Annotated in this window: 17 protein-coding genes and 1 riboswitch; of the genes, 5 read left to right on the forward strand and 12 right to left on the reverse strand. The window is 51.5% G+C overall.

Going from position 1 to position 24,491, the window contains the following annotated elements; translation table 11 throughout:
- Positions 1 to 196 precede the first annotated feature (196 nt).
- From CHB92_RS14325 to CHB92_RS14335, 3 genes are all read right to left on the reverse strand, one after another.
- Complete coding sequence (locus CHB92_RS14325) at positions 197 to 4,378, reverse strand: hybrid sensor histidine kinase/response regulator transcription factor (RefSeq protein ID WP_089319915.1); 4,182 nt, start codon at positions 4,376 to 4,378, stop codon at positions 197 to 199.
- A 516-nt stretch (positions 4,379 to 4,894) separates the two neighbouring features.
- Positions 4,895 to 6,538 carry a sodium/sugar symporter gene (locus CHB92_RS14330; RefSeq protein ID WP_089319916.1) on the reverse strand — a complete coding sequence of 548 codons (1,644 nt, stop codon included), beginning with the start codon at positions 6,536 to 6,538 and terminating at the stop codon, positions 4,895 to 4,897.
- A 302-nt stretch (positions 6,539 to 6,840) separates the two neighbouring features.
- Positions 6,841 to 7,440, reverse strand: coding sequence for a DNA-3-methyladenine glycosylase (locus tag CHB92_RS14335; RefSeq protein ID WP_089319917.1), 600 nt, complete (start codon positions 7,438 to 7,440; stop codon positions 6,841 to 6,843).
- Between the two features lie 126 nt (positions 7,441 to 7,566).
- A riboswitch (cobalamin riboswitch) is annotated at positions 7,567 to 7,774 on the forward strand.
- Positions 7,775 to 7,878: 104 nt separating this feature from the next.
- On the opposite strand from CHB92_RS14335, the gene CHB92_RS14340 reads away from it, so the two are divergent.
- Together CHB92_RS14340 and CHB92_RS14345 are read left to right on the forward strand one after the other, a co-directional pair.
- Entirely contained in the window at positions 7,879 to 9,801 is a 1,923-nt protein-coding gene (locus tag CHB92_RS14340) for a TonB-dependent receptor plug domain-containing protein (protein WP_089319918.1), read from the forward strand.
- A 22-nt stretch (positions 9,802 to 9,823) separates the two neighbouring features.
- Positions 9,824 to 10,912 carry a DUF5074 domain-containing protein gene (locus tag CHB92_RS14345; protein ID WP_089319919.1) on the forward strand — a complete coding sequence of 363 codons (1,089 nt, stop codon included), beginning with the start codon at positions 9,824 to 9,826 and terminating at the stop codon, positions 10,910 to 10,912.
- A 76-nt stretch (positions 10,913 to 10,988) separates the two neighbouring features.
- Here CHB92_RS14345 and CHB92_RS14350 read toward each other — a convergent pair whose 3' ends face one another.
- Positions 10,989 to 11,312 carry a hypothetical protein gene (locus CHB92_RS14350; protein ID WP_144266314.1) on the reverse strand — a complete coding sequence of 108 codons (324 nt, stop codon included), beginning with the start codon at positions 11,310 to 11,312 and terminating at the stop codon, positions 10,989 to 10,991.
- Positions 11,313 to 11,463: 151 nt separating this feature from the next.
- On the opposite strand from CHB92_RS14350, the gene CHB92_RS25865 reads away from it, so the two are divergent.
- The 3 genes from CHB92_RS25865 to CHB92_RS14360 all read left to right on the forward strand — a co-directional run bounded on the left by CHB92_RS25865 (position 11,464) and on the right by CHB92_RS14360 (position 14,474).
- Entirely contained in the window at positions 11,464 to 11,640 is a 177-nt protein-coding gene (locus tag CHB92_RS25865) for a hypothetical protein (RefSeq protein ID WP_179223051.1), read from the forward strand.
- Positions 11,641 to 11,689: 49 nt separating this feature from the next.
- On the forward strand, positions 11,690 to 11,917 hold the full coding sequence (locus CHB92_RS14355) for a DUF2798 domain-containing protein (RefSeq protein ID WP_089319921.1): 228 nt from the start codon (positions 11,690 to 11,692) through the stop codon (positions 11,915 to 11,917).
- A 352-nt stretch (positions 11,918 to 12,269) separates the two neighbouring features.
- Positions 12,270 to 14,474: a B12-binding domain-containing radical SAM protein gene (locus tag CHB92_RS14360; RefSeq protein WP_089319922.1), complete on the forward strand. Its 2,205-nt coding sequence runs from the start codon at positions 12,270 to 12,272 to the stop codon at positions 14,472 to 14,474.
- Between the two features lie 72 nt (positions 14,475 to 14,546).
- Here the strand turns inward: CHB92_RS14360 and CHB92_RS14365 are convergent, their stop codons facing one another.
- From CHB92_RS14365 to CHB92_RS14400, 8 genes are all read right to left on the reverse strand, one after another.
- Positions 14,547 to 15,455, reverse strand: coding sequence for a DUF6624 domain-containing protein (locus CHB92_RS14365; RefSeq protein ID WP_089319923.1), 909 nt, complete (start codon positions 15,453 to 15,455; stop codon positions 14,547 to 14,549).
- Positions 15,456 to 15,809: 354 nt separating this feature from the next.
- The gene (locus tag CHB92_RS14370) at positions 15,810 to 16,364 is read right to left on the reverse strand and encodes a GNAT family N-acetyltransferase (RefSeq protein ID WP_179223052.1); all 555 of its coding nucleotides are present in this window, start codon (positions 16,362 to 16,364) and stop codon (positions 15,810 to 15,812) included.
- 145 nt (positions 16,365 to 16,509) lie between these two features.
- Positions 16,510 to 18,537, reverse strand: a complete 2,028-nt coding sequence (gene uvrB / locus CHB92_RS14375; protein WP_089319925.1) for an excinuclease ABC subunit UvrB — start codon at positions 18,535 to 18,537, stop codon at positions 16,510 to 16,512.
- A gap of 171 nt (positions 18,538 to 18,708) precedes the next feature.
- Complete coding sequence (locus CHB92_RS14380; RefSeq protein ID WP_089319926.1) at positions 18,709 to 19,728, reverse strand: Kelch repeat-containing protein; 1,020 nt, start codon at positions 19,726 to 19,728, stop codon at positions 18,709 to 18,711.
- Between the two features lie 12 nt (positions 19,729 to 19,740).
- Positions 19,741 to 21,111 (reverse strand): DUF4270 family protein, encoded by a 1,371-nt coding sequence (locus tag CHB92_RS14385; RefSeq protein WP_179223053.1) that lies wholly within the window; start codon positions 21,109 to 21,111, stop codon positions 19,741 to 19,743.
- Between the two features lie 412 nt (positions 21,112 to 21,523).
- On the reverse strand, positions 21,524 to 21,895 hold the full coding sequence (locus CHB92_RS14390; RefSeq protein WP_089319928.1) for a hypothetical protein: 372 nt from the start codon (positions 21,893 to 21,895) through the stop codon (positions 21,524 to 21,526).
- A 326-nt stretch (positions 21,896 to 22,221) separates the two neighbouring features.
- Positions 22,222 to 23,904, reverse strand: a complete 1,683-nt coding sequence (locus CHB92_RS14395) for an outer membrane beta-barrel protein (protein ID WP_144266315.1) — start codon at positions 23,902 to 23,904, stop codon at positions 22,222 to 22,224.
- Entirely contained in the window at positions 23,888 to 24,466 is a 579-nt protein-coding gene (locus CHB92_RS14400; RefSeq protein ID WP_089319930.1) for an RNA polymerase sigma factor, read from the reverse strand. Before CHB92_RS14400 ends, CHB92_RS14395 begins: the two co-directional genes overlap by 17 nt.
- Positions 24,467 to 24,491 lie beyond the last annotated feature (25 nt).

The raw sequence follows: 24,491 nt of genomic DNA on the forward strand, positions 1-24,491 counted from the left end.
TGTTCGCTAAGAGGGGTATCAAATGTTTCCGATATGACAATACGCCGTTAACATAACTTATAAACAGCTATAAAAGTGGCTGTAGCGGAAATAACGCTCTGTTTTAGCTTCGTACCGCCTTTTATAGACAGGCAATAAAAGCGAAAGGCTGAACCAGCAACTAGTTCAGCCTTTCGCTTTTAGGATGAGAAAATAGCTAGGAGGACTGCTTTTCCTGTTGCCTGCTTTCCGCATACTGAGACGGCAGAATATTGTACTCATCCTTGAAGTACTTCGTGAAGTACTTTCTGTTATTGAAACCCACTTTATAGGCCACCTCGGCCACTGTTAACTGGCTCTTCTCCAGCAACTGCGCTGCGTGCTGCAGTCTAATCTTCCGGATAAACTCCACCGGCGACTGTCCGGTAATGGCTGTCATCTTCTTGTACAGGTGCACCCGGCTTACGCCTAGCTCCTTGCTAAGGGCCTCCACGGAGAGGTCAGAGTCCGAAAGGTGTTCTTCCACTACCTTAATCGCATTCTGGATCAGTTTTTCGTCGAGCGAGACAATCTCTTTCTCGCTTGTCTGCACGCTTATCTTCTTCTCATACACCTTCTGGAGCATCTCGCGCTGCGCGATCAGGTTCTTAATGCGGGTGTACAGGATCAGGAAGTTGAAAGGCTTGGTGACGTAATCGTTTGCACCAATGTCCAGGCCTTTCAGTTTCTGCTCTTCAGAGGCATGGGCCGTGAGCAGCACAAACGGGATGTGTGAGGTTCTGGAGTCCTGCTTTATCTTCTGGCAGAACTCAATCCCATTCAGTTGCGGCATCATCAGATCGCTCACGATCAGATCCGGCATATGCGACAATGCTTTCTGCCAGCCCTCCTTGCCGTCTTTGGCCTCGATGATCGTAAAATGCTCCTTCAGGTTATCCTTCAGATAATAGCGGAAGTCTTCGTTATCCTCTACCAGGAGCACGGCAGGCCCACTGTCCATCCCTGCGGCATGCTGCACCTTTACCTCTGGTGCGGTCTCCGCTGCCTGCTCTGAAACCTCCTCTACTACATCCTCTTCTATTGTCAGGTTAGGGGCCGTTATTTCTTTTACAGGAATAGACACTGTAAAGCAGCTGCCTTTCCCCGGCTCACTATCTACCGTAATGATACCGCCATGAAGCTTTACGAACTCTTTGGTGATCGCCAGGCCGATGCCACTTCCCTGGTTCAGCATGTTACTCGGCACATCGTCCCGGAAGAAGCGTTCAAAAACCTTGGCCTGCTTCTCTTTCGGAATGCCAATGCCCGTGTCTTTTACTTTTATCTCCAGAATCTTGATGCCCTCTGATGAGGAATCGTTATCGAAGAAGCCCAGTTCCACGTCTATCCGGCCATTCTCCGGCGTAAACTTGAAGGCGTTTGACAGCAGGTTGAACAGGATCTTTTCCAGCTTGTCCATGTCGAAAGACACCTGCAACTCCTCCAGGCTCGATTTGAACGAGAGGCCAATGTTTTTCTTTTCAGAAAGATCGGAGAAAGAACGCACCGACTCTTTCACAAACTTCACCACGTTGCCTTCAGACGGGCTCAGGCTAATCTCATCCACCTCTATCTTCCGGAAGTCCAGCAACTGGTTTACCAGGTTCAGAAGCCGCTTGGCATTGCGGTTGATCATTTGAAACTGCTGTCGCTGCTCCGCGTTATCCGTGGTCTTCAGCAGCTTCTCGATTGGTGCTAAAATCAGTGTCAGCGGGGTCCGGAACTCGTGGCTTACATTCGTAAAAAACTTGATCTTCATTAAGTCGAGCTCTCGCATTTGCTTTGCCTCGCGTCGTTCCTGCTCTATGATGAACTGGGTCCTTGCCCGCTGTAACTCCATTCTTCTGGCCAGAATCAGCACAACTATGCCCAAGCCGATATACAGCAAGAATGCTTCGGTAGTCAGCCAGAAAGGGGCCAGCACTGCCAGCTGCACGCTGGCCCCCTCCTCGTTCCAAACCCCGTCGTTGTTCGAGGCCATTACTTTAAACTCGTACTCGCCCGGGTCCAGGTTCGTATAGGTCACCCGGCGGTGCAGGTTATCCACCGTATGCCATTCCTTGTCGAAGCCCTCCAGCTTGTACTTGTACTTGTTCTTTTCAGAATGCAGAAAATTGAGGGCCGCAAACTCGATGGAAAAGACATTCTCATCGTGCTCCAGCGTAATGTGCTCCGTTTCAGTGATGGACTTGGGCAGGATGATGCGCCCGTTGAGCACCTCTCCTACTGCCAGGCTCTTGTTAAACAATTGGAAATCGGTGAACACGATGCGCGGGGCGGTGCTGTTCTTGCCAATATGCTCCGGGTTAAAGATGTTAATACCATTAGGACCTCCGAATACCATTTCTCCGCTGCGCGTCTTTAGAGAGGCATTCTCGTTAAAAGCTTTGCCCTGCAACCCGTCCAGCTCATCAAAGTTCCTGAAGTTAACACCGGTGACGCCTTTCCCGCCTTTTCCCCGCTTAATGATGGCATTCGTTATCCCGCTCGGTGTACTCATCCACAGGTTCCCCTGTCGGTCTTCCTGTATGGAAATGACCGTATTGTTCGGCAAGCCGTCGGCCATTGTATAATGGAAAAAGCTGTTCTCTTCTTCGTTGTAAAGGTCCAGCCCCTCGGTTGTACCTACCCAAATATTGTGATGCGTGTCCACGTAAATGGACATAATGTTATTACTCACCAGGCTATTGGGCTTGCTGGCATCATGCGCCAGGTAGGTACTCTTACCTGTTTCTTTATTAAAGATATCGATGCCATAGCCCCCGCCTACCCACAGATTTCCGCGGCGATCCTCCACAATGGTCGTAATATAATCACAGTGCAGCGGGTATTCGCCAGCTCCTACCCTGGAGTGCCGGAAGCCGCCTGTCTGTGGGTCGAACAGCTCTAATCCCCCATTCAGCGTACCTGCCCAGAGGTTGCCTTTCGAATCTTCGAACAACTCCCAAATACTGTTATCGGAAAGGCTTTTAGGATCGTTAGGGTCGCTTTTGAAATGCGTAAAGGTTTGCCCGTCAAACTTATTCAGCCCACCCAGATAGGTACCTACCCATAGGTTCTTGTGTCTGTCAATCAACAAACTAACGATAATATCGCCGGAGATGCTGGCAGGATTACCAGGGTCATGTGTATACCGGGTGTAGGCTCCCGTACTCCTGTCCAAATAAAGTAATCCCCCTCCGTTCGTACCTATCCACAGGTTCCCTTTATCGTCCTCCACAAATGCGTTTACGTCGCTGTAAGGAAGGCTTGAGCTAACAGAGGCCAGGTGCTTGAAGTGGGGGAACCGAATGTTCTGCTGGTGGTAAAAGTTTACCCCTTTCTTAAACGTACCCACCCAGATAATACCGCTCTCGTCTTTGTACAGGGTGTTGATACTGTTATGTGCCAGGCTGTTATCCACCTCCTCGTCGTGGCGAATGTACTGGACCTTGAAGCTCTTCTTATTAATGAGGTTAATGCCGCCATGGTCTGTGCCAATCCAGATCTTCCCTTTCTCCCCCTCTACAATGCCCTTCACCAAGTCATTGTTCAGCTGCAGCGGCGCAGACCCCGTGTAAAAGTGATCAACAGACTTCTTTTTGTGGTTATAGTAAAACACGCCGCCGCCGTTATCTGGCATGTACAGCCAAAGGTCATCATCGCTATCAACCGTAAAGGAATAGTTGAGCAGCTTCTGATTAAATTTTTTATAGATATCGTCATTCCGCTCCACCACCTTCAGCGTCTTTTTATCCAGCCGCTCCAGAATGCCATTACGGTGAATCACCCAGTAATCACCAGCTGAATTCTGCCGTATGGCCGAAACGTAGCTGGTGCTGATCGACTGCTTGCCCGAAAACTCGTGGCTCAGGTTCGTAGAGGTTCTGTTATGGGGATTGTATCTGGTGATACCGTTGCCGGTGCTTATAAACCAAAAGTTACCGTCCTGGTCTTTGTAAATGTCCTCTACATGCGCACTAGGCGGAAGCTGGTACTGCTTGACGTAGTTCTTCTGGCTACGTGTAAACTTCTCTGTGATCGGGTCAAAAACGCTTGCACCCAAAGAGGTTTGTACCCAGATCTTTCCATCTGGCCCTTCAAATAGCTTCAGGATGTTATTGCTAAAGATAGAGGTAGAGTCGTTCGAATCGTACTTGTAGACCTTTAGCTTATAGCCATCGTACCGGTTGAGGCCGGCAGCTGTGCCTATCCATAAAAAACCTTTGCTATCCTTCAGGAAACATTTCACCTGATTGTTAGACAGCCCGTTGTTGATATCTATCAGCGAGAACTTATACTGCTTTGGTAGTGCAGCAAGCACTTGAGAGGCACTTCCGAGGAGAAGTAACACAAACAAAATGAGCCTGTTAAAAAACATGTTTGCAGTAAATTCTGAGGTGGTTACGATTTCTAATTTAAAGAAAAAATATCAATAAAGTGTTCCGTAACAGGCATATTTAAATCTTTATCCCCTTTCTGTTTGTGCTTAACCGGTATATATAATTTACCTATTTTCCATTATCGCCAGGCTTAAATTACTAACAGCGCATCGCAGGCTAATACTATATGTCGATATAGCAACGGTCATTCCTGTTACATCTCATTCTCATAAATAGTACCCTGCTTAGAAGAAATCAAGACAGAAAACCTATTGCACTAAGCTGGGTTTCCGTATAACAGTGCCTGGGGCTTGGCTTAAATTGCACTGGCTTTTATGCCCCCTCTCTTAACGCTACGAACACTTCAGGACTTAACAGCCCAGAACTGGTGCAACAAGATAAAAGCAGTAGGGCTTGTACTGAAGTGAAAGAGTGCTGCAGAATGCTCCTAGAGAAAGCTTCCATTGTCCATGAGCAGGCACATGCCTCAGGAAAGACGCGGCTAAAGTCTTCCTCTACCAGAAGACAACATAGAGTGCCGCCGTAATGCCACAGATCAGGATAGCCCCTATGTTAAAACCCATACTCGTGCGGAACAGGCCTTTTTCCAGGCTGATCGCATTGTCATTGACTTTCCCTCTGTTCTCCACCAGGCTGATGAGGACCATCAGGGCAGACAGGAGCATGAAGACAATACCCATCCGGTCTATAAAAGGCAAGGCTGGATACACCGCCTTCAGTGCAGCGGAAAGCGGAATGGTAAGGCAGGCGGCAGCAAGGGCTGCATTGGAAGTCGTCTTCTTCCAGAAAAAGCCAAACACGAAAATAGCCGTAACGCCAGGTGATACAAAACCTGTATACTCCTGGATATACTGAAAAGCCTGATCCAGCACACGTAGGGCAGGAGCCACGATGGCAGCGATAAAGAATGCGGCAATCGCTACCAGCCTGCCCATTTCTACCTGCTGCCTGTCAGTAGCCTTTGGGTTGATGAACTGCTTGTAGATATCGATGGTAAAGATAGTGGCGGTACTGTTAGCCATAGAAGCCAAAGAGGATACAATGGCAGCTGTAAGCGCAGCAAAGGCAAGCCCTTTCAGCCCCTGTGGGAGCAACTGCAGTAAAGCAGGATAGGCTCTGTCGGATTTGATAATATGCGTAGAAGCATCCGTCATGGTGCCTATAAATTCCGGGCTTGCGCCTTTCTCCACGATCACGTAAGCTGCGATGCCCGGCACCACCACAATGATCGGCATGAGTAACTTGATAAAGCCCGCGAAGATCATTCCTTTCTGGGCATTATCCAGGTCCCTGGCAGCAAGGGCCCGCTGGGTGATGTACTGGTTACAGCCCCAGTAACTGAACTGCACGATCCACATGCCCCCTACGAGCACGCTCAGCCCCGGCAGGTCCAGGTAAGCATCGCGCATCGCCCCACGGCCGTCCGGGATCATGAACTCCCCTTTCTCAAAGATCATCTGCAGGTGCGAAGGGGCTTCCCGGCCCAGCACAGCTATTCCCTCCAGTACGCTGCCACTCCCCACCAGCGACAAGGCCAGGTAAGTAGTAGCCAGCCCGCCCATCACCAGAAACACCACCTGTACCACGTCGGTCCATGCCACCGCTTTCAGACCACCGTAGATGGAGTAGATCATGGCAAACAAGGACAGGCCAATGATGCTGTACACCATCGGAATACCCAGGATGGTCTCTATGCTTAAGGCGCCGAGGTAGAGCACGGAGGTGAGGTTAACAAAGACATACACCAACAGCCAGAAAACGGCCATCACGGTACGGACCCTGTTATCATAGCGCCTGTTCAGGAACTGGGGCATGGTAAAGATCCCCTCTTTCAGGTAGATGGGCAGGAAGAAAATACCGACTAGGACCAGCGTAATGGCAGCGATCCACTCATAGGCCGAGATAGCTAGCCCCAACGCAAAGCCGGAGCCTGCCATGCCAATAAACTGCTCTGCTGAGATGTTAGAGGCGATCAGCGAGGCGCCTACAGCCCAGAAAGGTAAGGCCTTGCTCGCCAGGAAGTAGTCGCTGGCCGTTTTATGATGTCCCCGCTTCTCCCTGGAAACATAGACACCAATCAGAATAATAAGCAAGCAGTACCCACCAAAAACAGCAAAATCCAGGGTGCTAAAGGTCATAAATCAAGAATGAGCTACAGAAGCGGACACCACCAGGCCAATGGGTGCTTTTATAGCGCTCCCCCAGCTTAAAAGCAGGGGTACATTGTTTAGCCTGGCAAATCCGGAACTCAAAGGTATAATATCTTGCTCTAAAAGCTTGTCCCAAATGTTTCCTTCTTAGGTATGGTTTGTTAAGGCACGTTTCCGGACCAGGAAAAAAGAAAGAAGAGAAGTAGGCAGCTCCCGCATGCGGGGGCTAGTACGCTGGCCTACAAAAAGAAACAAGCCTACTACGGGGAGCAATACAAGGTTTTAACTATTTACCTTGCCTTGCTCACCCACTTGTTGTCTTTCAGCCAGAAGCGCCAGGGCCGTTGCGCATCCTCCCCGGCGTAGTCCACACCAATACGGGGGCCTGCGGCTATGTCCTCCGGAGGCACCACCAGCCCTTTGTCCTCCAGCCAAACAAGGTCACCTGTCAGGTCGGCGCCATAAAGCTTTTTATCTATGCCCAGGGCCTTGCTTAGCACACCGGGCCCAGCGGTTAGGTTAGGCTTTAAGCTGTGCATGTTGCGCCGCAGCAGCATCTCCTCCACTCCCTCTGTTGGCTCCAGGCCACGTATCAGCACCGCATCAGCCCTGTCCTTTTCATTCGTGATGACGTTGAACAGGTGGTACATGCCATAAATCAGGTACACATACCCCACGCCCCCCTCCAGGTACATCACCTCGGTGCGGGCGGTGCGGCGGTTGTTGTTAGAGTGGCTGGCACGGTCGTCTATCCCGGAGTAGGCTTCTGTCTCCACGATGACCCCTCCCGTCAGGATGCCGTCTTTGCAGGTGTACAGGTGCTTTCCGAGCAGGTCCTGCGCTATCTGCACAACGTCGGGGCGGGTGTAAAAGGACTTAGGCAGCTTCAAATTGAGTTGTTGGTTTTTCGTTTTACGCCTTCGTTGGTACGTGGTATTAAGTGTAACGTTAAACCGAGGCACCTAACCTCCCCCTTAATTCATGGCCTGTAATTCATAACACATTATTTTTTAACGTACCTTTGCCCTCAGATTGGTGGCGATACCTATTACCGTAGGTATTGCCTTAAAAGGGAAGCAGGTGTAAGTCCTGCGCTGTTCCCGCAACTGTCATCTTCATAAAAAGGGTTAGCCTAACACCAACGGCCACTGTGCAGCAAGCGCTGCGTGGGAAGGCGGGCTAACTGAAGAGAGCCAGGAGACCTGCCAGTCCGGCATTTTTTAGTCGTATGCTTTCGGGTAAAAAGCTGCACGGCCGCGCAACGCCTGCGTTCGCTGTTCCTGCCTTTGTACCTGCCGGCATGCTTCGGGATTTGAGCGAACAAATACGTGGTAAGATTTCCTTTTCGTATATTCTTTATCTGTATACTGATAGCCAGCTATGCCGGCTTGGCAAGCACGGCTGTTGCCCAACAGGACTCAACGGCACATCAGCTACGCGTGGTAGAGATCTTTGGCAAGCCCGCCGAGGTTTATGCCGTGGGTAGCCATGTAACGCAGCTGGACAGCACCTACCTAAGCACCTATAGTTCCAGCACGCTGGCTGATGCACTGCAGGCGCGTACGCCGCTTTATTTTAAAAGCTATGGCGCAAGCGGTATTTCGTCGGTGGCTTTCCGGGGCACCAACGCTTCCCAAACCGCTGTGCTCTGGAACGGGCTAAACATTGCTCCCGCCACACTCGGCCAAACCGACTTCTCCACCTTGCCTGTCACTGGCTTTGGCGAGGTGGCCGTGCAGTATGGCGCAGCGGCAACAAACTATGGCAGCGGTGCCATTGGCGGGGCTATATTGCTTAGCTCCCCCGACTACGACGACCATAAAGGCCTGGAAGCAGACATAAAGCTGGAGGCCGGCAGCTTTGGCCGCTACTTTGGCAATGGCAGTGTGCGCTACAGTGGCAAAAAGCTTAGCTATGGCCTGAGCGCCTATAGCCTTTGGGTCGAGAATGACTATAAGTTCAAGGACCTGAGCCGCTTCGGAAAACCGGAGGTGCGCCAGGAGCACGCCTCCGTAGAACAGCGCGGCCTGACGCAGGACATCGGCTGGGCCATAACACCCAAAACGAAACTGGCCCTGCATGGCTGGTACACGTTCTCAGACAGGCACCTGCAACCTGCTATGGGCTCCGTCTATGCCAACGAAAAGCAAAGGGACGAGAGCCGGCGCCTGATGGCAACGCTGCAGCATGAAAGCTGGCTCGGCAAAACAGACATCAAGCTGGCTTACTTCAACGACTTTCTGCACTATACCGACCGCAACAACGATTCTGAGTCGGACGTGGATGCCTACCAGCTGCAGGCAGAGCAAACCTATGCCTATGGGCGGCACTGGAGCCTGCGAGGCGGGCTGAACCTGCAGCACTACCAGGCGAAGAACGATGGCTATGCCGGGGAGCAGGATGAAAGCCGCGCCTCTGTCTTTGCCCTGTTCCGTTACGACCCGCTGGAGCACCTGCAACTGAGCCTGAACCTGCGCCAGGCCTTCGCGGAAAACTACAACCCGCCCCTCACGCCCTCCTTTGGTTTTACCTATAAGCCCTTGCAGAACGACCTGCTGGCAATAAAAGGCAGCCTGAGCGGCAGCTATAGACTACCCACGCTCAACGACCGCTTCTGGCTAGGGGCCGGCAACCCGGAGCTCCGCCCGGAGCAAGGAAAGAACACTGAGCTAGGCCTGCTGCATAAGACAGTGCTGAACCAGACTGAACTAACCCTTGAGGCGACAGCTTACCTGATGCAGGTCGACAACTGGATACAGTGGGCTCCAAACGAACGGGGAACCTGGCGCCCCACCAACCTGCAAAAGGTGGAAAACAAAGGGGTAGAGCTCAGTGCTTCGGCAAAAAGAAAACTAGGGCAGCTGTCCTTGCAAGCGAACGCAGGCTATACTTACACGTCCTCTGAGCAGCAGAAGGTATACGAAGGCAGCGGCAACGACGTGGGCAAACAGCTGATGTACGTGCCCCTGCACAAAGGGGTGTTCTCTGCTGAGGCCAGGTATCAGGCGTGGAGCCTGCTGGGTAACCTCAACTACACCGGCCTGCGCTACACCAGCAACTCCGAGACAAACAGCCTGGATAGTTTTCTCCTGCTAAACCTGGCCCTGACCCGAAAGATCAAGCTACAGCAAAACACGCTGCTGCTCACCCTCCGCACCGATAACGTAACAGATGAAGTTTACCAAACCATGCTTAACAGGGCCATGCCGCCCCGTGGCTACACCTTTAGCTTACGTTTTATAATACCTTAATATCCATAACTTAAAACCATACATGAAAAACCTGAACAACTTCCGCAGTCTCTTTCTGGCTGCATCCTTAGCTTTTAGTGCTTTTACCTTTACTAGTTGCAATGATGACAATGATGGCCCTAGCGGCGCTTATGCCGAAGACGGTGTGTTCGTTGTGAACGAAGGAAACTTCCAGCAGTCAAATGGCTCCATCTCTTTCTATAACAATAACACCAATCAGATACAGCAGGGTATTTTCTCGAAGGAGAACGAAGGCCGCATTTTGGGGGACGTGGTACAGGACCTGACCATTTCCAGTGACCGCGCTTTTATCGTGGTGAACAACAGTAACAAGGTAGAGGTGGTAAATGCAAACACGTTTCAGTCTTTGGGTACTGTAGAAGGTGTTGCACTTCCTCGTTATTTCACGGTGCTAAACAACGACAAAGGCTACGTGACAGAATGGGTAAGCTTTAGCTCTCCCGGGCGTGTAGCAGTGGTTGACCTGAACGACTATACCGTTACAAAGACAATTGAAATTGGCGCACAGCCAGAAGACCTTCTCTTAGTGGGGGGCAAACTGTATGTAACGAACAATGGCGACAACACTGTTTCTGTTATCAATACAGCCACGGATGCGGTAGAAGCAACTATTACCGTTCCGGATGCTCCCACCGACTTGGTATTAGACCGTAATAATAACGTGTGGGTACTAAGCGCGGGAAAAGTAGTTTACACACCTGATTGGTCTGCTATCGACTACGACCAGACAACGGCAGGTGCGCTTAGTTTGATCAACCCAAGCACCAACACGGTACAGGCCAGCTACACGTTCGACAGCAACCAGAGCCAGCCGGGAAATTTAGCCATTAACGGCAGCGGAGACAAGCTATACTTTACGTACAATGGCAAAACGTTCGTGCAGGACATAAGCGCCTCCAGCCTCACGAACGCTGTTTTCCTAGACCGCAGCTTCTATGGTCTTGATGTAGACCCGGAAACAGGCTACATCTACGGTGGGGATGCCGGCGGCTTCTCTGGTAACGGCACCGTGTACGTGTATCGCCCGGATGGAACACAGGTAAAGACCTTTACTGCGGGTATTGCCCCGAATGGCTTCGTTTTTAACTAAGTTTCATTCCTAGCCCAAAATCAAAAGGCCTGTCTTCTCTTCAGAAGCAGGCCTTTTGATTTTATGTTATGCTCCTTTATCGCTGGTCTATTTCGTCACGCTCTACGCCAGTGCCCTCTCCATCATAAGCGCCATCTCCCAGGGACTTGTTAGAGTTGTCTTCATGGTTCTCGTGGTCGGTGTGGTCGTAGTACTTCTCCAGGTTGGCTGTGTCCTCATAGCGGGTCTCGTAGCCTTCATCATCCGGTACGACCATCGACCCCTCGTCTTCGTAGATCTCTCCCCGGCCCACATTCGTTTCTCCTGGCTCGGTACCTTTGTTACAACTGACCAGTCCCAAGCCGATCATCATGGTGGCGGCCAGGGAAAATATTGCTGATTTTATGCTTTTCTTATTCATAGTGTTCTTCGTATCCAAATAAAACATTAGCCGGCCTTTTGCGGGGCAAGCTACTTAGTAAATGTACGGTCACAGACTTTTAAGGGTTAAAAAGGATACCATTTACACCCAGGCCCCGTAAACAAAACAGGTAAATAAAAAGGAGAATGACATGCCGGACGAACAGAACAGGAAACCAATGCAGGAGAGCACCAAGGACGACTCTTCAGACGTGCAGAAAGTAAAGCAAAAGCAAGCGGCACCGCCACCTGCGCCACCCAAAAACTCCCATGCTGACAGAACGGACAGGCCGACGAAAGACAGTGGAACAGAAAAAGAAAGGCCCTGATTTTTGTTTGTGCCTGCAGCTACCGAAATTGCACTGGATTTAAGTACAAATGAATAAGAGATTCCTGACACCAAGGCTAAAGCGCAAGCTACTGATTATCGCCCTCATCAGTTTACTGCTGGGTTCTGCGCTGGAACTCTATACCTTCGGGCTGGCCTCTGACTTCCTGCTCCGGTGGCTCCGCAGTTTCTTTGTGTTCTTCGTGATGATCTCTGTTACCGTACTGGCCATCGTACCCGGCGTGAACTACGGTGTGAACAAGGCCACCAAAAGATAAAACTCCTCAGTACCCCAAACAAGCACGAAAGGCTCTTAGAAGTAGCAAACTGCTCTCTACAGGCCTTTTCCCTGGGAGTCTGTTACCGCTTCCCTTTCTCAGGCAAAGAAGGCTTGCAGGACCCTCCGCTGTGCCGGACTCACCGTAAACCCCTCTAAAACAGCTTTTGTGTACCTTGAACCCTTTCTAAAATACAGGCATTCCCGCCACCTCTCCTGGCCTGGTTAACATTGAACCCTCCCCTTCGCTCTCCTGTTGAGAAAGCGGCGGCAGTTTACAAGTAGCTTTATTATACCTACTTTTGTCTTTTTGCACAGGCTCCTGTTGCCAGCATCGTTAAAAGTCTACTACCTTGGAGAAGCCAAAAATCCTGCTCATAACACCACCGCTTACACAGCTTAATACCCCTTACCCGGCTACTGCCTACCTGAAAGGTTTCCTGAAGGGGCGTGCCTATGAGGTAAAACAGGCCGATATGGGGATTGAACTGGTGCTGCGTATGTTCTCCCGGAATGGCTTAAAACAGATCTTCGAGGCTGTAGAACAGGGGAACTATGAACTCTCTGATAACAGCCTTCGCATGCTGCGCCTGAAGCGGGAGTACCTGCATACCATAGAGCCTGTGATTCGCTTTCTGCAGAACAAAGACAATACCCTGGCGCAGCAGATCAGTTACAGCCGCTTTCTACCCGAGGCCTCCCGCTTCGATCAGGTAGAAGACATTGACTGGGCCTTTGGCAGCATGGGCATTACCGACCGGGCCCGTTATCTCGCTACGCTGTACCTCGAAGACCTGGGTGACCTGATTAAAGAAACGATTTGCCCTTACTTTGCCTTCAGCCGCTATGCTGAGAGCCTGGCGATGTCGGCTACCAAATTTGATCCTTTAGAAGAGGCACTGCAGGAAGAACCAAACCTCGTAGATCAGCTCCTGCTGGAACTGCTGGAAGAGCACCTGCAGGCGGTACAGCCTGACGTTGTTGGTTTTTCTATTCCGTTTCCCGGCAATTTGTATGGTGGTCTGCGCATGGCCCAGTACATCAAAACAAAGTATCCGCACATTAAAACGATGATGGGTGGCGGCTATCCGAACACGGAATTGCGTAGCCTGCGCGAGCCGCGCCTGTTTAAGTACATTGATTCCGTAACGCTGGACGATGGGGAGGGCCCTTGGCTCAAGCTGCTGGAGTACCTGCAGGGCCAGCGTAGCCCGGAACAATTGCAGCGAACCTTTCTCCTTCAGGAGGGGGCGGTGCAGTATATTAATGGGAGTACAGACCCTGATATCCCGCACACGGAAGTAGGCACGCCGGACTACAGCGACCTGAAACTGCAGGACTACCTTTCGGTGATTGACGTGATCAACCCCATGCACCGCCTATGGAGCGATGGCCGCTGGAATAAACTCACCATTGCCCACGGCTGCTACTGGAAGCGCTGCTCTTTCTGCGATATCACACTAGACTATATCAACCGCTACGACGTAGCACCCGCCACACTGCTCGTGGACCGCATTGAACAGATTATTGCCCAGACCGGGCAGACAGGCTTTCACTTTGTAGACGAGGCAGCCCCTCCTGCCCCACTCCGCGACATGGCCATTGAGCTGATCAGACGCGGGGTGAAGATCAGTTGGTGGGGGAACATCCGTTTTGAGAAAACCTTTACACCCGATCTGTGCCGCCTCTTAGCCGCATCCGGCTGTATTGCGGTGTCAGGGGGTTTGGAAGTAGCCTCTGACAGGCTGCTGGCCCTGATGGAGAAGGGCGTGAGCATAGAGCAGGTGGCCCGGGTAACAGACTCCTTTACACAGGCAGGAATCATGGTGCATGCCTACCTCATGTACGGTTTCCCTACTCAGACGGCCCAGGAAACAGTGGATTCGCTGGAGATAGTACGGCAGCTGTTTCTGAATAATGTGATCCAATCCGGCTACTGGCACCGTCTCAGCATGACGGCTCACAGCCCGATCGGGAAGAATCCGGAGAAGTATGGTGTGGTAAAGGTAGGTCCGGAAGAAGGACCTTTTGCCAACAACGACCTCTGGCACGAAGACCCGCAGGGCACAGACCACAGCCTGTTTGGAGAGGGATTGACGAAAGCTATTTACAATTACATGCACGGGGTGGCCCTGGAGGAACCGCTGTCGTTCTGGTTCGACTTTAAAGTGCCGCGCACCAAGCTTCGCCCCGACCTGATCTACGACGCAATTCAAAAGCCACAGAAACCGGATGCGGAGCGCAGAAACGCCCGTGTGCTATGGCTGGGAGGCCTGCCGGAAATAGAGTTTACGATGTATGCCAAGAAGGGGCAGACCATCGAGCGCTGCCTACTTACCTTTTATGAAAAAGCAGAGGACTTTCAGGTAAAAACCACCGCAAGCATTGGCCAATGGTTGTTTGATGTCTTACAGAAGATTAGCCAGGACAACGCCGCTCCTGTTACACTAAAACAGCTGGAGGAAAGTTTTCCTGCGGACGCGCACCTTAACTTTGCCGAGTTCCTAAGCTCTCCTAGCTGGTTCGAACTGCGGGAAAAAGGGCTGCTCTTGTTATAAATCCCCTATAAAAAGAGAGATTCAAAAGCAAAGAGCGGAGTGTAATAAGCCCCACTCTTTGCTTGTAAGCGATTAGTTTGACTTGGGAGTATACTCCAGCCCGAAACGCTTCAGGTACTCAGCAATCGGGCCTAAGCCCATTTCTGCCCGCCGCTTATCCAGGTTCGCCTCGTCTTCCACTTGATAAAGCTCATACCGCTTTGTCTCAGCGTTCATCCGCAGCTGACTGCCGTAAAGCTGAGGCAGGCCCTTGTTTATTAGCACCCTGTCTTCCATCAGCGCCAGGTTGCTTTTAGACGCCTCCCCTTTTTCGATTGCTTCCCGTAACAAGGGCAGGTATTTCTCCATGGTAGCCTTATCCGAGTGCTGTATCACCAGAAAGGCAGCCATGCTAGCCGTAGGCCCTACCAGGCTTTTGCCCGGCCAGCCATGCTTTTCCAGAATAGCCACCACCTGCCTTTTGTTTTCCTCGTCCTGCGCCTGCATCTTATCCAGCAGCCCTTTCCACTGCACTGACTCTGTCCCGTAGTTTTTCTGAACAGAATCTATCATCATGCGGTAGTATTGGTCGGTTTGGTAGATCTTCTCGAGCTGTGCCTGTAAGGGCTTGTTGTAGTTGGCCTCTACTTTATCCTTCCGGGCTTCCACCTGTGCCAGTAGCTGCGGCCAGCGCTTGTCTTTGTGCAGGCTCTTCAGGTCACCGTCCTGCTTTAAATGAGAGAGGTTGACCCAGTCTTTCTCCACCGCTTTTGTTAAGTGTGCAAAGGCCTTCTCTTTGTTACCTGCCAAAGCCCAGGAACAGGCGGCATTATAATGATCTGCCCCGGTTCCTTTCCCATCTTTCAGGGCTTTATCAAACATCTCTGCCGATGCCCTGTACTCTCTGGCCTCGTATTTAGCAAAGGCGTCTGTGGTGGTCTGCGCAAACAGGGAAGCCACTCCGAAGAGATAAAAAAGCAGGAAAAGAGATACATTTCTCATAAAGCCACAGGTTTATACCAAGTGAATGTACAAAACCGACAGCAGCTTTAACAAGAAATTAATATAATTTTATATTTATACCCTTCGATTTACTTCCTTCTATCCTCCTGTATCCCAGGCACCTGAACCGAGCAAGCACGAAGGGAAGTATTCCTGCTTCAGAATTCTCCAGTTTATTTTACCTCGCATGCAACCCTTTACGCCCTTCAGGCATCTTTTAGTTGAAAGCACTACAAAGGAAAGGCAAGCGCCTCCTGCTTTCAGCCGCCACTGACTACCTAGTAAAATTATGAAGAAGACCTGGTCCTGTTCTACCTTCCGCAGCGTAGAACAGGCACACCAGGTTTTAAAGCCTTAAGAGGGGTTCTGTTGGCCTTGCACTTCCCGGCGCAGGTAGAGGTCGCGCTGCACATCGTTACCAAGTACAAAGTCGAGCTCTCCTACTTCCTCAAACTGGTGTTTCTTATAAAAACGCTTTGCCCGCTCATTGCGCTCCCACACGGTGAGCCAGATCACATCATGCCCGTTTTGGCGGGCTTTCTCCAGGCAGAAGTCTATCATTTTGTTTCCTAGCCCCCGCCCCAGCCACTTCTTCACGACGTATAACCTGTTAATGTGCAAAGGCTTGTTGGCGGCTATTACATCTGGGGCCTTTCCTGTCCTCAGCATCATGTAGCCTACCGTCTCACTGTCAACCTCCACAATCACAAATTCAACTTCCGGGTCAGTCAGTTCAGTTGCCTGTAGTTCCGGGCTATACATGGTAGGCCGGAAGGCCTCCATATCCTCTGGCTTGTTAAAGACGCCGAAAGCCTCGTCAAAAGTGCGCCAGCCGATTTCGGCCAACAACTCGGCATCAGCAGGTGTCCCTTTTCTAAAATGATATATTCCTGAGTTAAATGGTAACATATAATTCTTTGATTCGCCAAGGCCACCACACGTTTCGCTGGCTGCCCTCATGCATGTACTACCTTATTCTTACTAAAAAGAACACGCTTCTGTTTTAAAATTTATAAAACAGAAGCGTGTTCTTTTTCCTTGTTATAACGCTGTACTAGTCCCGTTTCGTCTTTAGCAACTGACGAAGCTCTGCTAGCTCATCCCTAAACTTAGCTGCCTGCAGGAAGTCGAGGTCTTTCGCTGCGGCTTCCATTTGCTTCTCTGTCTTCTTAATGAGCTTCTCCAGGTCCTCGCGTTTCATCATCTGCACGACAGGCTCTGCCGCAACAGACACCCCCTCTACTCCTGTATACATCTTTACATTTTTTCCTTTGCCCTCAGCTGTGGCTCTCTGTTCAAAGATCTCGTCACTTGACTTGAGGATGGTGCGTGGCGTAATGCCATGCTCCTCGTTGTACGCTATCTGGGTAGCCCGGCGCCGGTTCGTCTCATCCATGGCCCTTTGCATGGAGCCTGTAATGCGGTCTGCATACATGATCACCTTGCCCCTATCATTTCGCGCAGCACGGCCCATGGTCTGGATCAGGGACCGTTGGTCGCGCAGAAAACCTTCTTTGTCGGCATCCAGGATTGCTACCAGGCTCACCTCCGGCAGATCAAGGCCCTCCCGCAACAGGTTTACCCCTACCAGTACATCAATCAGGCCTAAGCGCAGTTCCCGCAGAATCTCCACCCGGTCCAGTGTCTTTACCTCGGAGTGCAGGTACTTCACTTTAATGTTGAGCCGCTCCATGTACTTGGTCAGCTCTTCGGACATGCGCTTGGTAAGTGTTGTTACCAGTACGCGTGCCCCTGTCTTTACCCGTTCGTCGATCTCATCCAGGAGGTCGTCTACCTGGTTTGCGCTTGGCCGCACCTCTATCTCCGGATCCAGCAGGCCTGTCGGCCGGATGATCTGCTCAACGATCACGCCCTCTGACTTCTGTATCTCATAATCACCCGGCGTAGCGCTCACAAACACCACCTGGTGCATTAGGCTCTCGAACTCATTGAAGGTAAGCGGGCGGTTATCCATGGCGGCAGGCAACCGGAAACCATACTCTACCAGCGACACCTTGCGCGAGCGGTCGCCCCCCCACATGGCACGCACCTGCGGCACGGTTACGTGGCTCTCGTCTATTACCATCAGGAAGTCGTCCGGGAAGTAATCCAGCAAGCAGAAAGGACGGGCACCCGGAGCGCGGCGGTCGAAGTAGCGGGAATAGTTCTCGATGCCGGAGCAATAGCCCAGTTCCCGGATCATCTCCAGGTCAAACTCGGTGCGTTCCTTGATGCGCTTGGCCTCCGCTGGCCGGTCCTCCTTCAGAAAATACTCGTGCTGGGCCACCAGGTCATACTGTATCTCGCTGATCGCCTGGTTCAGGGTGTCCTTGCCTGTTACGAAGAGGTTAGCAGGATACAGTGTAACGGCCTTTTCATCCGACAGCTTTTTCCCCGATTGCGGGTCGATGCGATGGATCGCCTCCAGCTCGTCCCCAAAAAAGTACAGGCGGTAGGCAAAGTCAGCATAAGCCGGGAAGATGTCCACCGTATCGCCCTTGACCCGGAATGTTCCACGTGTGAATTCCGCTTCGGTACGGCTGTAGAGGATCTGCACAAAGGTATACAGCAGGTTGTTGCGGCTGTAACGCTGGCCCGGGGCCAGGTGCAACACGTTCTTGCCGAACTCCTCGGGATTACCGATACCATAGATACAGGAAACAGAGGCGACGACAATGATGTCCCGGCGGCCAGAAAGCAACGCAGAGGTCGTATGCAGGCGCAGCTTTTCGATCTCCTCGTTAATGGCCAGGTCTTTCTCTATGAAAACATCTGAGGAAGCGATGTAGGCCTCCGGCTGATAGTAGTCGTAGTAGGAGATGAAATACTCGACGGCATTGTTCGGGAAGAACTGCTTGAACTCGCCATACAGCTGCGCCGCCAGTGTTTTGTTGTGGCAAAGCACCAGTGTTGGTTTGCCCACGTTCTTGATCACGTTGGCCATAGTAAAGGTTTTACCTGTACCAGTGGCTCCCAGCAATACCTGGGCAGGTTCACCGTTTTTTACGCCCTCGGTGAGCTGGGCTATAGCTTTCGGCTGGTCGCCGGTTGGTTTAAACTCTGATGTTAACTGAAAATCCATTCGTTCTGTCTACAGATAAGTAAAGATAAAGTATAACATTAAAAACGGGTACATAGTTTAGCTTTCGACAGCCTTATAGCAGTTTACGCGCCTGTTGTCCCTAACGATAAAACAGCACGGCCTGCCGATAGTCGGCAGGCCGTGCTGTTTTATCGTTTTGAGTGACTACTCTTAGTCTGCAGTAGCAAGAGCAGGATTAAAACGCCACAAATCACCTAAGCGATAATTCCCGATGTTCCCAAGGCCAATGTAGCCAAAGTCTCCTAAGCTGAAGCCAACAGCGCTCTCCCGGGCTCCCCCTTTGAAATTGCCAAGCTTTCTAAAGCTATCCGTAGCAGGGGTATATTCCCACATGTCCTGCAAAGGGGAACCGGTTCCGGTGTTCCCTCCCACCAGGTAAGCCTTATCGTTTAAAACAAAAGCTGTGGCATAAGCACGCGGAGACGGGTACGTTTCTCCCTCCCGTGCAATGTTGTCCAGGTTCTTTAAGGTTCTCCACTGGTTTGTAGCAGGGTTGTACTCCAGCAGGTCAGCTTCGTAGATGCCGTTGTTGCGACCGCCGCCTACATAGCCCTTGCCATTCGCGACAAAGGAAAAACCATTCACACGACGGGCACCAGAAAAGCTGGCCTTCTCCACCCATGTGTCGGTAGCAGGGTCAAATTGCCAGAAGTCCTTCAGGTAGCTCCCTTCATAACCTCCCCCCACATAGCCCACGTTGTTTATAGACATAGCCACGGCACCATAGCGAGCGGAGCCAGGGAAGTCTGCCAGTTGCTTCCAGGAGTTAGTCGCAGGGTCGTACTCCCAGAAGTCCTTCAGGTTTCCTGTGCCGTCATAACCCGTACCGATATAGCCTTTGCCATTCGCCGCGAATCCTATTGCCCCACTGCGTGCTGTACCCGGGAAGTCTTCCAACCGCGTCCAGGTATTGTTTTCCGCATCATACCGCCAAAAATCATTGAGGCGCGTGGTGCCCGTGTGGCCTGTACCAACATAAGCATCCCCGTTTATAGTGAACACCACGGCACTGCTACGTGCCGCCCCCGGGAAAGCGGCTCTTTCCTCCCAGGCTGTTAGCAGGTTCTCCTCTTCGTCCTCTTCATCACGATCGCAAGAAGTGAAGACAAACAAAGGCAAGAGGAAAGCTAAGCTCAGGAACAAGCGTATGTTTTGAAAAGGAAATGTCATCTTCTTGTGAGCTTATTTAACTTCTGTATAGTAAACTTTTAATTTGATGCTTTGGATAGGGTTCTCAGGCCCCCCAACCACTAAACGGCTTACCTCCTGTGGGTACACAGCCGGCAGCGGTGCCAGGAACAGCGCAGCTCCTGTTTCCCTGTTGTCCTGCAGGCGCTCCATGATGTACTGCGTAATGCCGAACACATAACGTCCCTTTTCTGAGGCACTGGCCCCCTCTACATAGGCCGCCGTTAATTGTACAGTAGGGTCAAAATCACCGGTTAACTGGGCAAGCGGCACGTTGGTCATGTCTGTACGGTACAAAGCAAGTGCAGTAGGTACCGGATAAGGGTACTTGGTCGTTCCGTTTACTGGCTCTATCACCAGTACTGCTTTGTTGATAAAGTTTGGATCTAACTTATCTTTAAGTTTGTCCAGGTGCGGGAACTGCAGCTTGATCAAAAGGCCGGTACCCGCCTGCGCCACGCTTACGTTGCCTGTCTCAGCAGCCGGAACTGGGGCTCCCCCTCGTTCTACTACACTTAGTGCAGTGCCCGTAAGGTCGGCGGTTATCTGGTTGTACTGCAGAGCGGGATTGTTCAGCGGGAAATCGTGGAATGCCTTTACCTGCGCTCCATCCTTGGTCTGGGTATAATACAGCCTTACTTTAGCGGCCCCCGCAGGGAAACCAAGCACAGAAGCACCTTGCGTGCTCGTGAGCTTAAGCCCTTTGAAGTAGCCTATAAAGTTGTTCGCCTCTGTTAGCCTTGCATCATCCGCCTTTTTCAGGCTCAGCAGCTCCTGGCCCAGCTCTGCAGCCAGTGGAATTTTAAGGGTATCAGAGCTGTTGGGTCGCGGCTGAAACGTGAAGGATGCCAAAGGCGTTTCCTTTGCCCCTGTCCTGCTTACATTATACAAGGCATCGGCAGCGTAAAAGGAAGAATAAGGCTCCTCGTTGTACAGGTAAGGCGACAACTTTCGCGGGCTTATGTTGTTGGAGAGCTGGTACACCTCAAACACCTGTGCCCGGGCTGTATCACCATAGCTATAGCCACTGTAAGGCAGGATTAGCTTAAGGGAGTCGAAGGTAGCATTGTCCTCCACCGTCCAGGTACTGCCCAGGCCTAGCTGAAACAAGGTGTTTGCCTGTGTGGTACCGGTGTAAGGGGTCACGTACTGCCCCACCAACAGGTTGCTTGTACCTGCAGCTGTACCCGAAGTTGCAACAGAATCCAGGTAGACAGTTGAGACATCCACCGTCAGGGTATCGATATAAGTACCGCTGATGTTGTCGTCTACCAGTTCCAGGCCCAGCTCATTCGGGTCTTCGCATGAAGTGGAGGCAAACAGCAGGCAGCAGCAACTGATTGCCAGGCTTAGTTTACTTCTCAAAAAGGTATTGATGTATGAAGGTTGCATATAAAAGTGTAAGAGCAGGTTGGTCTTGCAGTGTCTGATTTAAGAGAACTTGCCGCGACTAATCCCGGCTTAAGGTTTGCCTCAACAACACAGTGAGCACCTATAAGCCTGAACCTGAAGTAATAGTTTAATTAGCGCCAAATATAACACTATATTTTCGTCCACAGAAAGTTATTGTCCTATACTAAACCTCCTCTCCCCGAAATTATTGCACGGAATTCCCCAATTATTCGGTTAAATACCACCCCAAAGCGCATCCGGTAAGGCAGGAGCTTCTTACAGGAAACAGAAAAGCCTGCCAATAAAACGACAGGCTCTCTGTTCACATCACTCTTCCTAATCAAAAACAAAAAATGGTATAAAAATAGAACTGTTAGGTACTTTCTTACCGGTTGTCCGAGCTCACCTGGCTTACCTTCATCACCTTTACTGTCGGGTACATTCTGTACACAGTAGGGCACCGGGGGCTTTGCTCTCCATTCAGCTCCAACGCAACGCTTAGGCGTTGCCCCATCTGCCTGTAAGCCTCGGGCAAATTGTCTGTGGTTACATACCCACCGTGCAACTGCCCTACAAAGGCACCGCTCTGATCGGCCTCAGGGCCCTCCTCCAGCTTTAAAATATACCACCCCTGCTCACAGTCCTGTGCTACCACTTCCGCCTGTATTTCCGCTGGCTGTGGCGCGCTCTCAGAGCAGCTCACCGCCAGCAACGACAGGCAGAGGTAAAGAAAGGTGATATATAAAAAGCTTTTCATGGTGCTAAGGGATTGACTTTGCCTTCAGGCCTGGCACGCTGAAGTACCAGGCCCTGAAAGACAGTTTTTTTCATAGCTTTTGTATTGTCAGTCGCAGAGATAATACCCTATCCGGTGGCTTCTTGCACCTAACGGGGCAAAAGGAGGGCGATAAAAAGCAAGCCCAGGAGCACATACCAGCCATACAGGTTTTGGCGCAGGATGATGCTTAAGGCATCAACGAAATCCTGGAAAGCTTTCATACGCTGAGTGGTTTGTTATGCTTTTGCCCACGTTCACTTGAATGACCCCACAACAGCAGGAAGGGTTGCACGGCCAAGAAAAAATTATTTGCTGTTCTTATCCTTGCCCAGGTCGTAGTTAACCCCCATGTTAAGCCCTACCGTATAAGGCCTCCCCTGTGGTGCCTGGGCCTGCTCCGGGTTAGCCAGCAGGGTGTCGAAATAGCCTCTGAACTCCGGACCTACCGTTACTGACATGTTGTTGGACAGGCGCTTGCCAACCCCTGCCGATACGTTCCCGGACCACTGCAGCTTGCGGAAGGGAGACTCATCCCCCACGTCATAGTTCACGTCTTTCACATCAGCGGTAGAGGCCATGATGGTTGTTCCCATTAGAATGTTGGCAGCTACCCCACCTCCTGTATACCAGAACCATTCCTTACCCAGCTTGCCTTCGTACTGCAGCCCCACTGGCACGATCAGGTGCCGGTACCTGTAGTTCACCGTGAAGGCATCCGTTTTAGCAACATTGATGGAGTCTGTCGCAAAATTGGTGCTGATAGAGGGCAGGAAAATAGTGGTGGGCCCCGGCGACACACGCTCTCCCGACTCTGGCTGATCCCAGAACTGCTCTATTACATAGCTGGACCTGGAGCGGGCACTGTTCTGGCTAAAGCCAAGTCCGGCCAGCAGCTTAAGTTTATTGGCTAGTTTAAAGCCTGTTTTAACTTCAAAGGAGAACGAGAAGCCCGGCTCTGTATTTTCGGAGAACTCCTTCCGCGCCTCATCCATTCTGCTTTCTGAAGCCGTGACCGCTGAGAAATCAGACGGCATCAGTCCCATCCGGCTGGAGGCGATTCCCATTCGCTGGCCTGAGATCCCCACGTTCTGGTCAAAGAAGCTCGGCATGTAGGCCATGCCCAAAGACCAGCGGTCGCTTTCTGAGGAGTTCTCCTGTCCATCCTTCTTTCCTGTTGTCTCGGCTTCCTTGCTAAAGGCCAGCAGCATTTCCTCCTGATCTTTTTCCACAGCTTTCACCCGGTCCATTACCTGCTTGTTCAGCTCCAGGAAGCCTTTTTCACCCGCAGGGTTAGCGCCACTAGCGGCAAAAGACGAGGCTTTGTCTTTATTAAAGTCGTCTTTCGGCACAGCTGCTATGGCCTGGCGTGCCGAGCCGTACAGCAGGTTAGACATAGCGACACCAATTTCCACCTTCGGTCCTCTGGCGAGTGGCTCTACGCTACCCCCCTCTTCCGATCTGGCTTCAATTTCCTGTGCAAGTGCCATCCTTACCAGGCCTGCTGTACTTGTCGCTTTTCTCTCCTGTACAAGTGCCGCGGCATTACGCTTCGCTTCACCTAAGCCCTCCGTGCTTCCAGCACGCTGCACTGTCGCCTGCTTGCGCTCTTCCGGCGTAGCTGCCAGCGCCAAAGCAGAGGTTTCATTTCGTGGCGCCGCTGGTTCAGCAGGCACTGTTTCCTGTCTTTCTACCACTGCATCGCTGGCAGGCTTCTCTGGCTGTACGGCAGCGATAGTATGCCCTGGTGCTGGACCGCCACTTAGATAGAAAGCAGCAAAGCCCCCGGCCAGCAGCAACAAGGCAAGGCAGGCTGCGGCAAGTTGCCGGTAGAATACCACCCGCTTTTTATAAAGCGCGTTTTCCTGCACGGTCAGGTCGTGGTCTATGCGGGCCCACAGGTCTGCGGGCGGAGACGCCTCAGCGTCGTACATATGGCGCTGAAACTCCTCTTCCAGTTTCCCGCGCATGTTGTTAGCTGCTGATGACATGTTCCTGATAGTTATTTTCCTGCCGCGTGAGCATGCTCTGCAAAATAGCCCGCGCACGCGAATACTGTGACTTAGACGTACCTTCCGAGATGCCCAGCATCTCGCCGATCTCTTTATGGTTGTAACCTTCGATGGCGTACAGGTTAAACACCATGCGGTAGCGCGGTGCCAGGCTCTGGATCATGCCCAACAACTCATCCATGCTGTAGCCAGACAGGCTATAGTCCTCCGCACTCAGGTTGCCGACCTCTTCTGCCTCATGCGACACTGTGAGCAACTGTTTGCCCCGCAGGTGCTTGAGGGCTGTGTTCACCATAATCCGGCGGATCCAGAACTCCAACGGGCAGTCTCTTTTAAAGTTGGCGATGTTGGCAAACACCTTTACAAAAGCATCCTGCATGATATCCTCCGCCTCGAAGGTGGTTGGGGCATAGCGCAGGCAGACCATCATCATCTTCTTTGCGTACAGGTCATAGAGGAGCCGCTGCATTTCCCGCTTGCCGGCAATGCACCCCTCGATGAGTTTCTCCTCGTCTGACTTTGGTTTCGTAAAGAGCTTCAAAAACTGCCTGTTTAATGCCTTATAC

Origin of the sequence: Pontibacter ummariensis (genome assembly GCF_900188175.1) — a bacterium.
Classification (GTDB): Bacteria; Bacteroidota; Bacteroidia; order Cytophagales; family Hymenobacteraceae; genus Pontibacter; species Pontibacter ummariensis.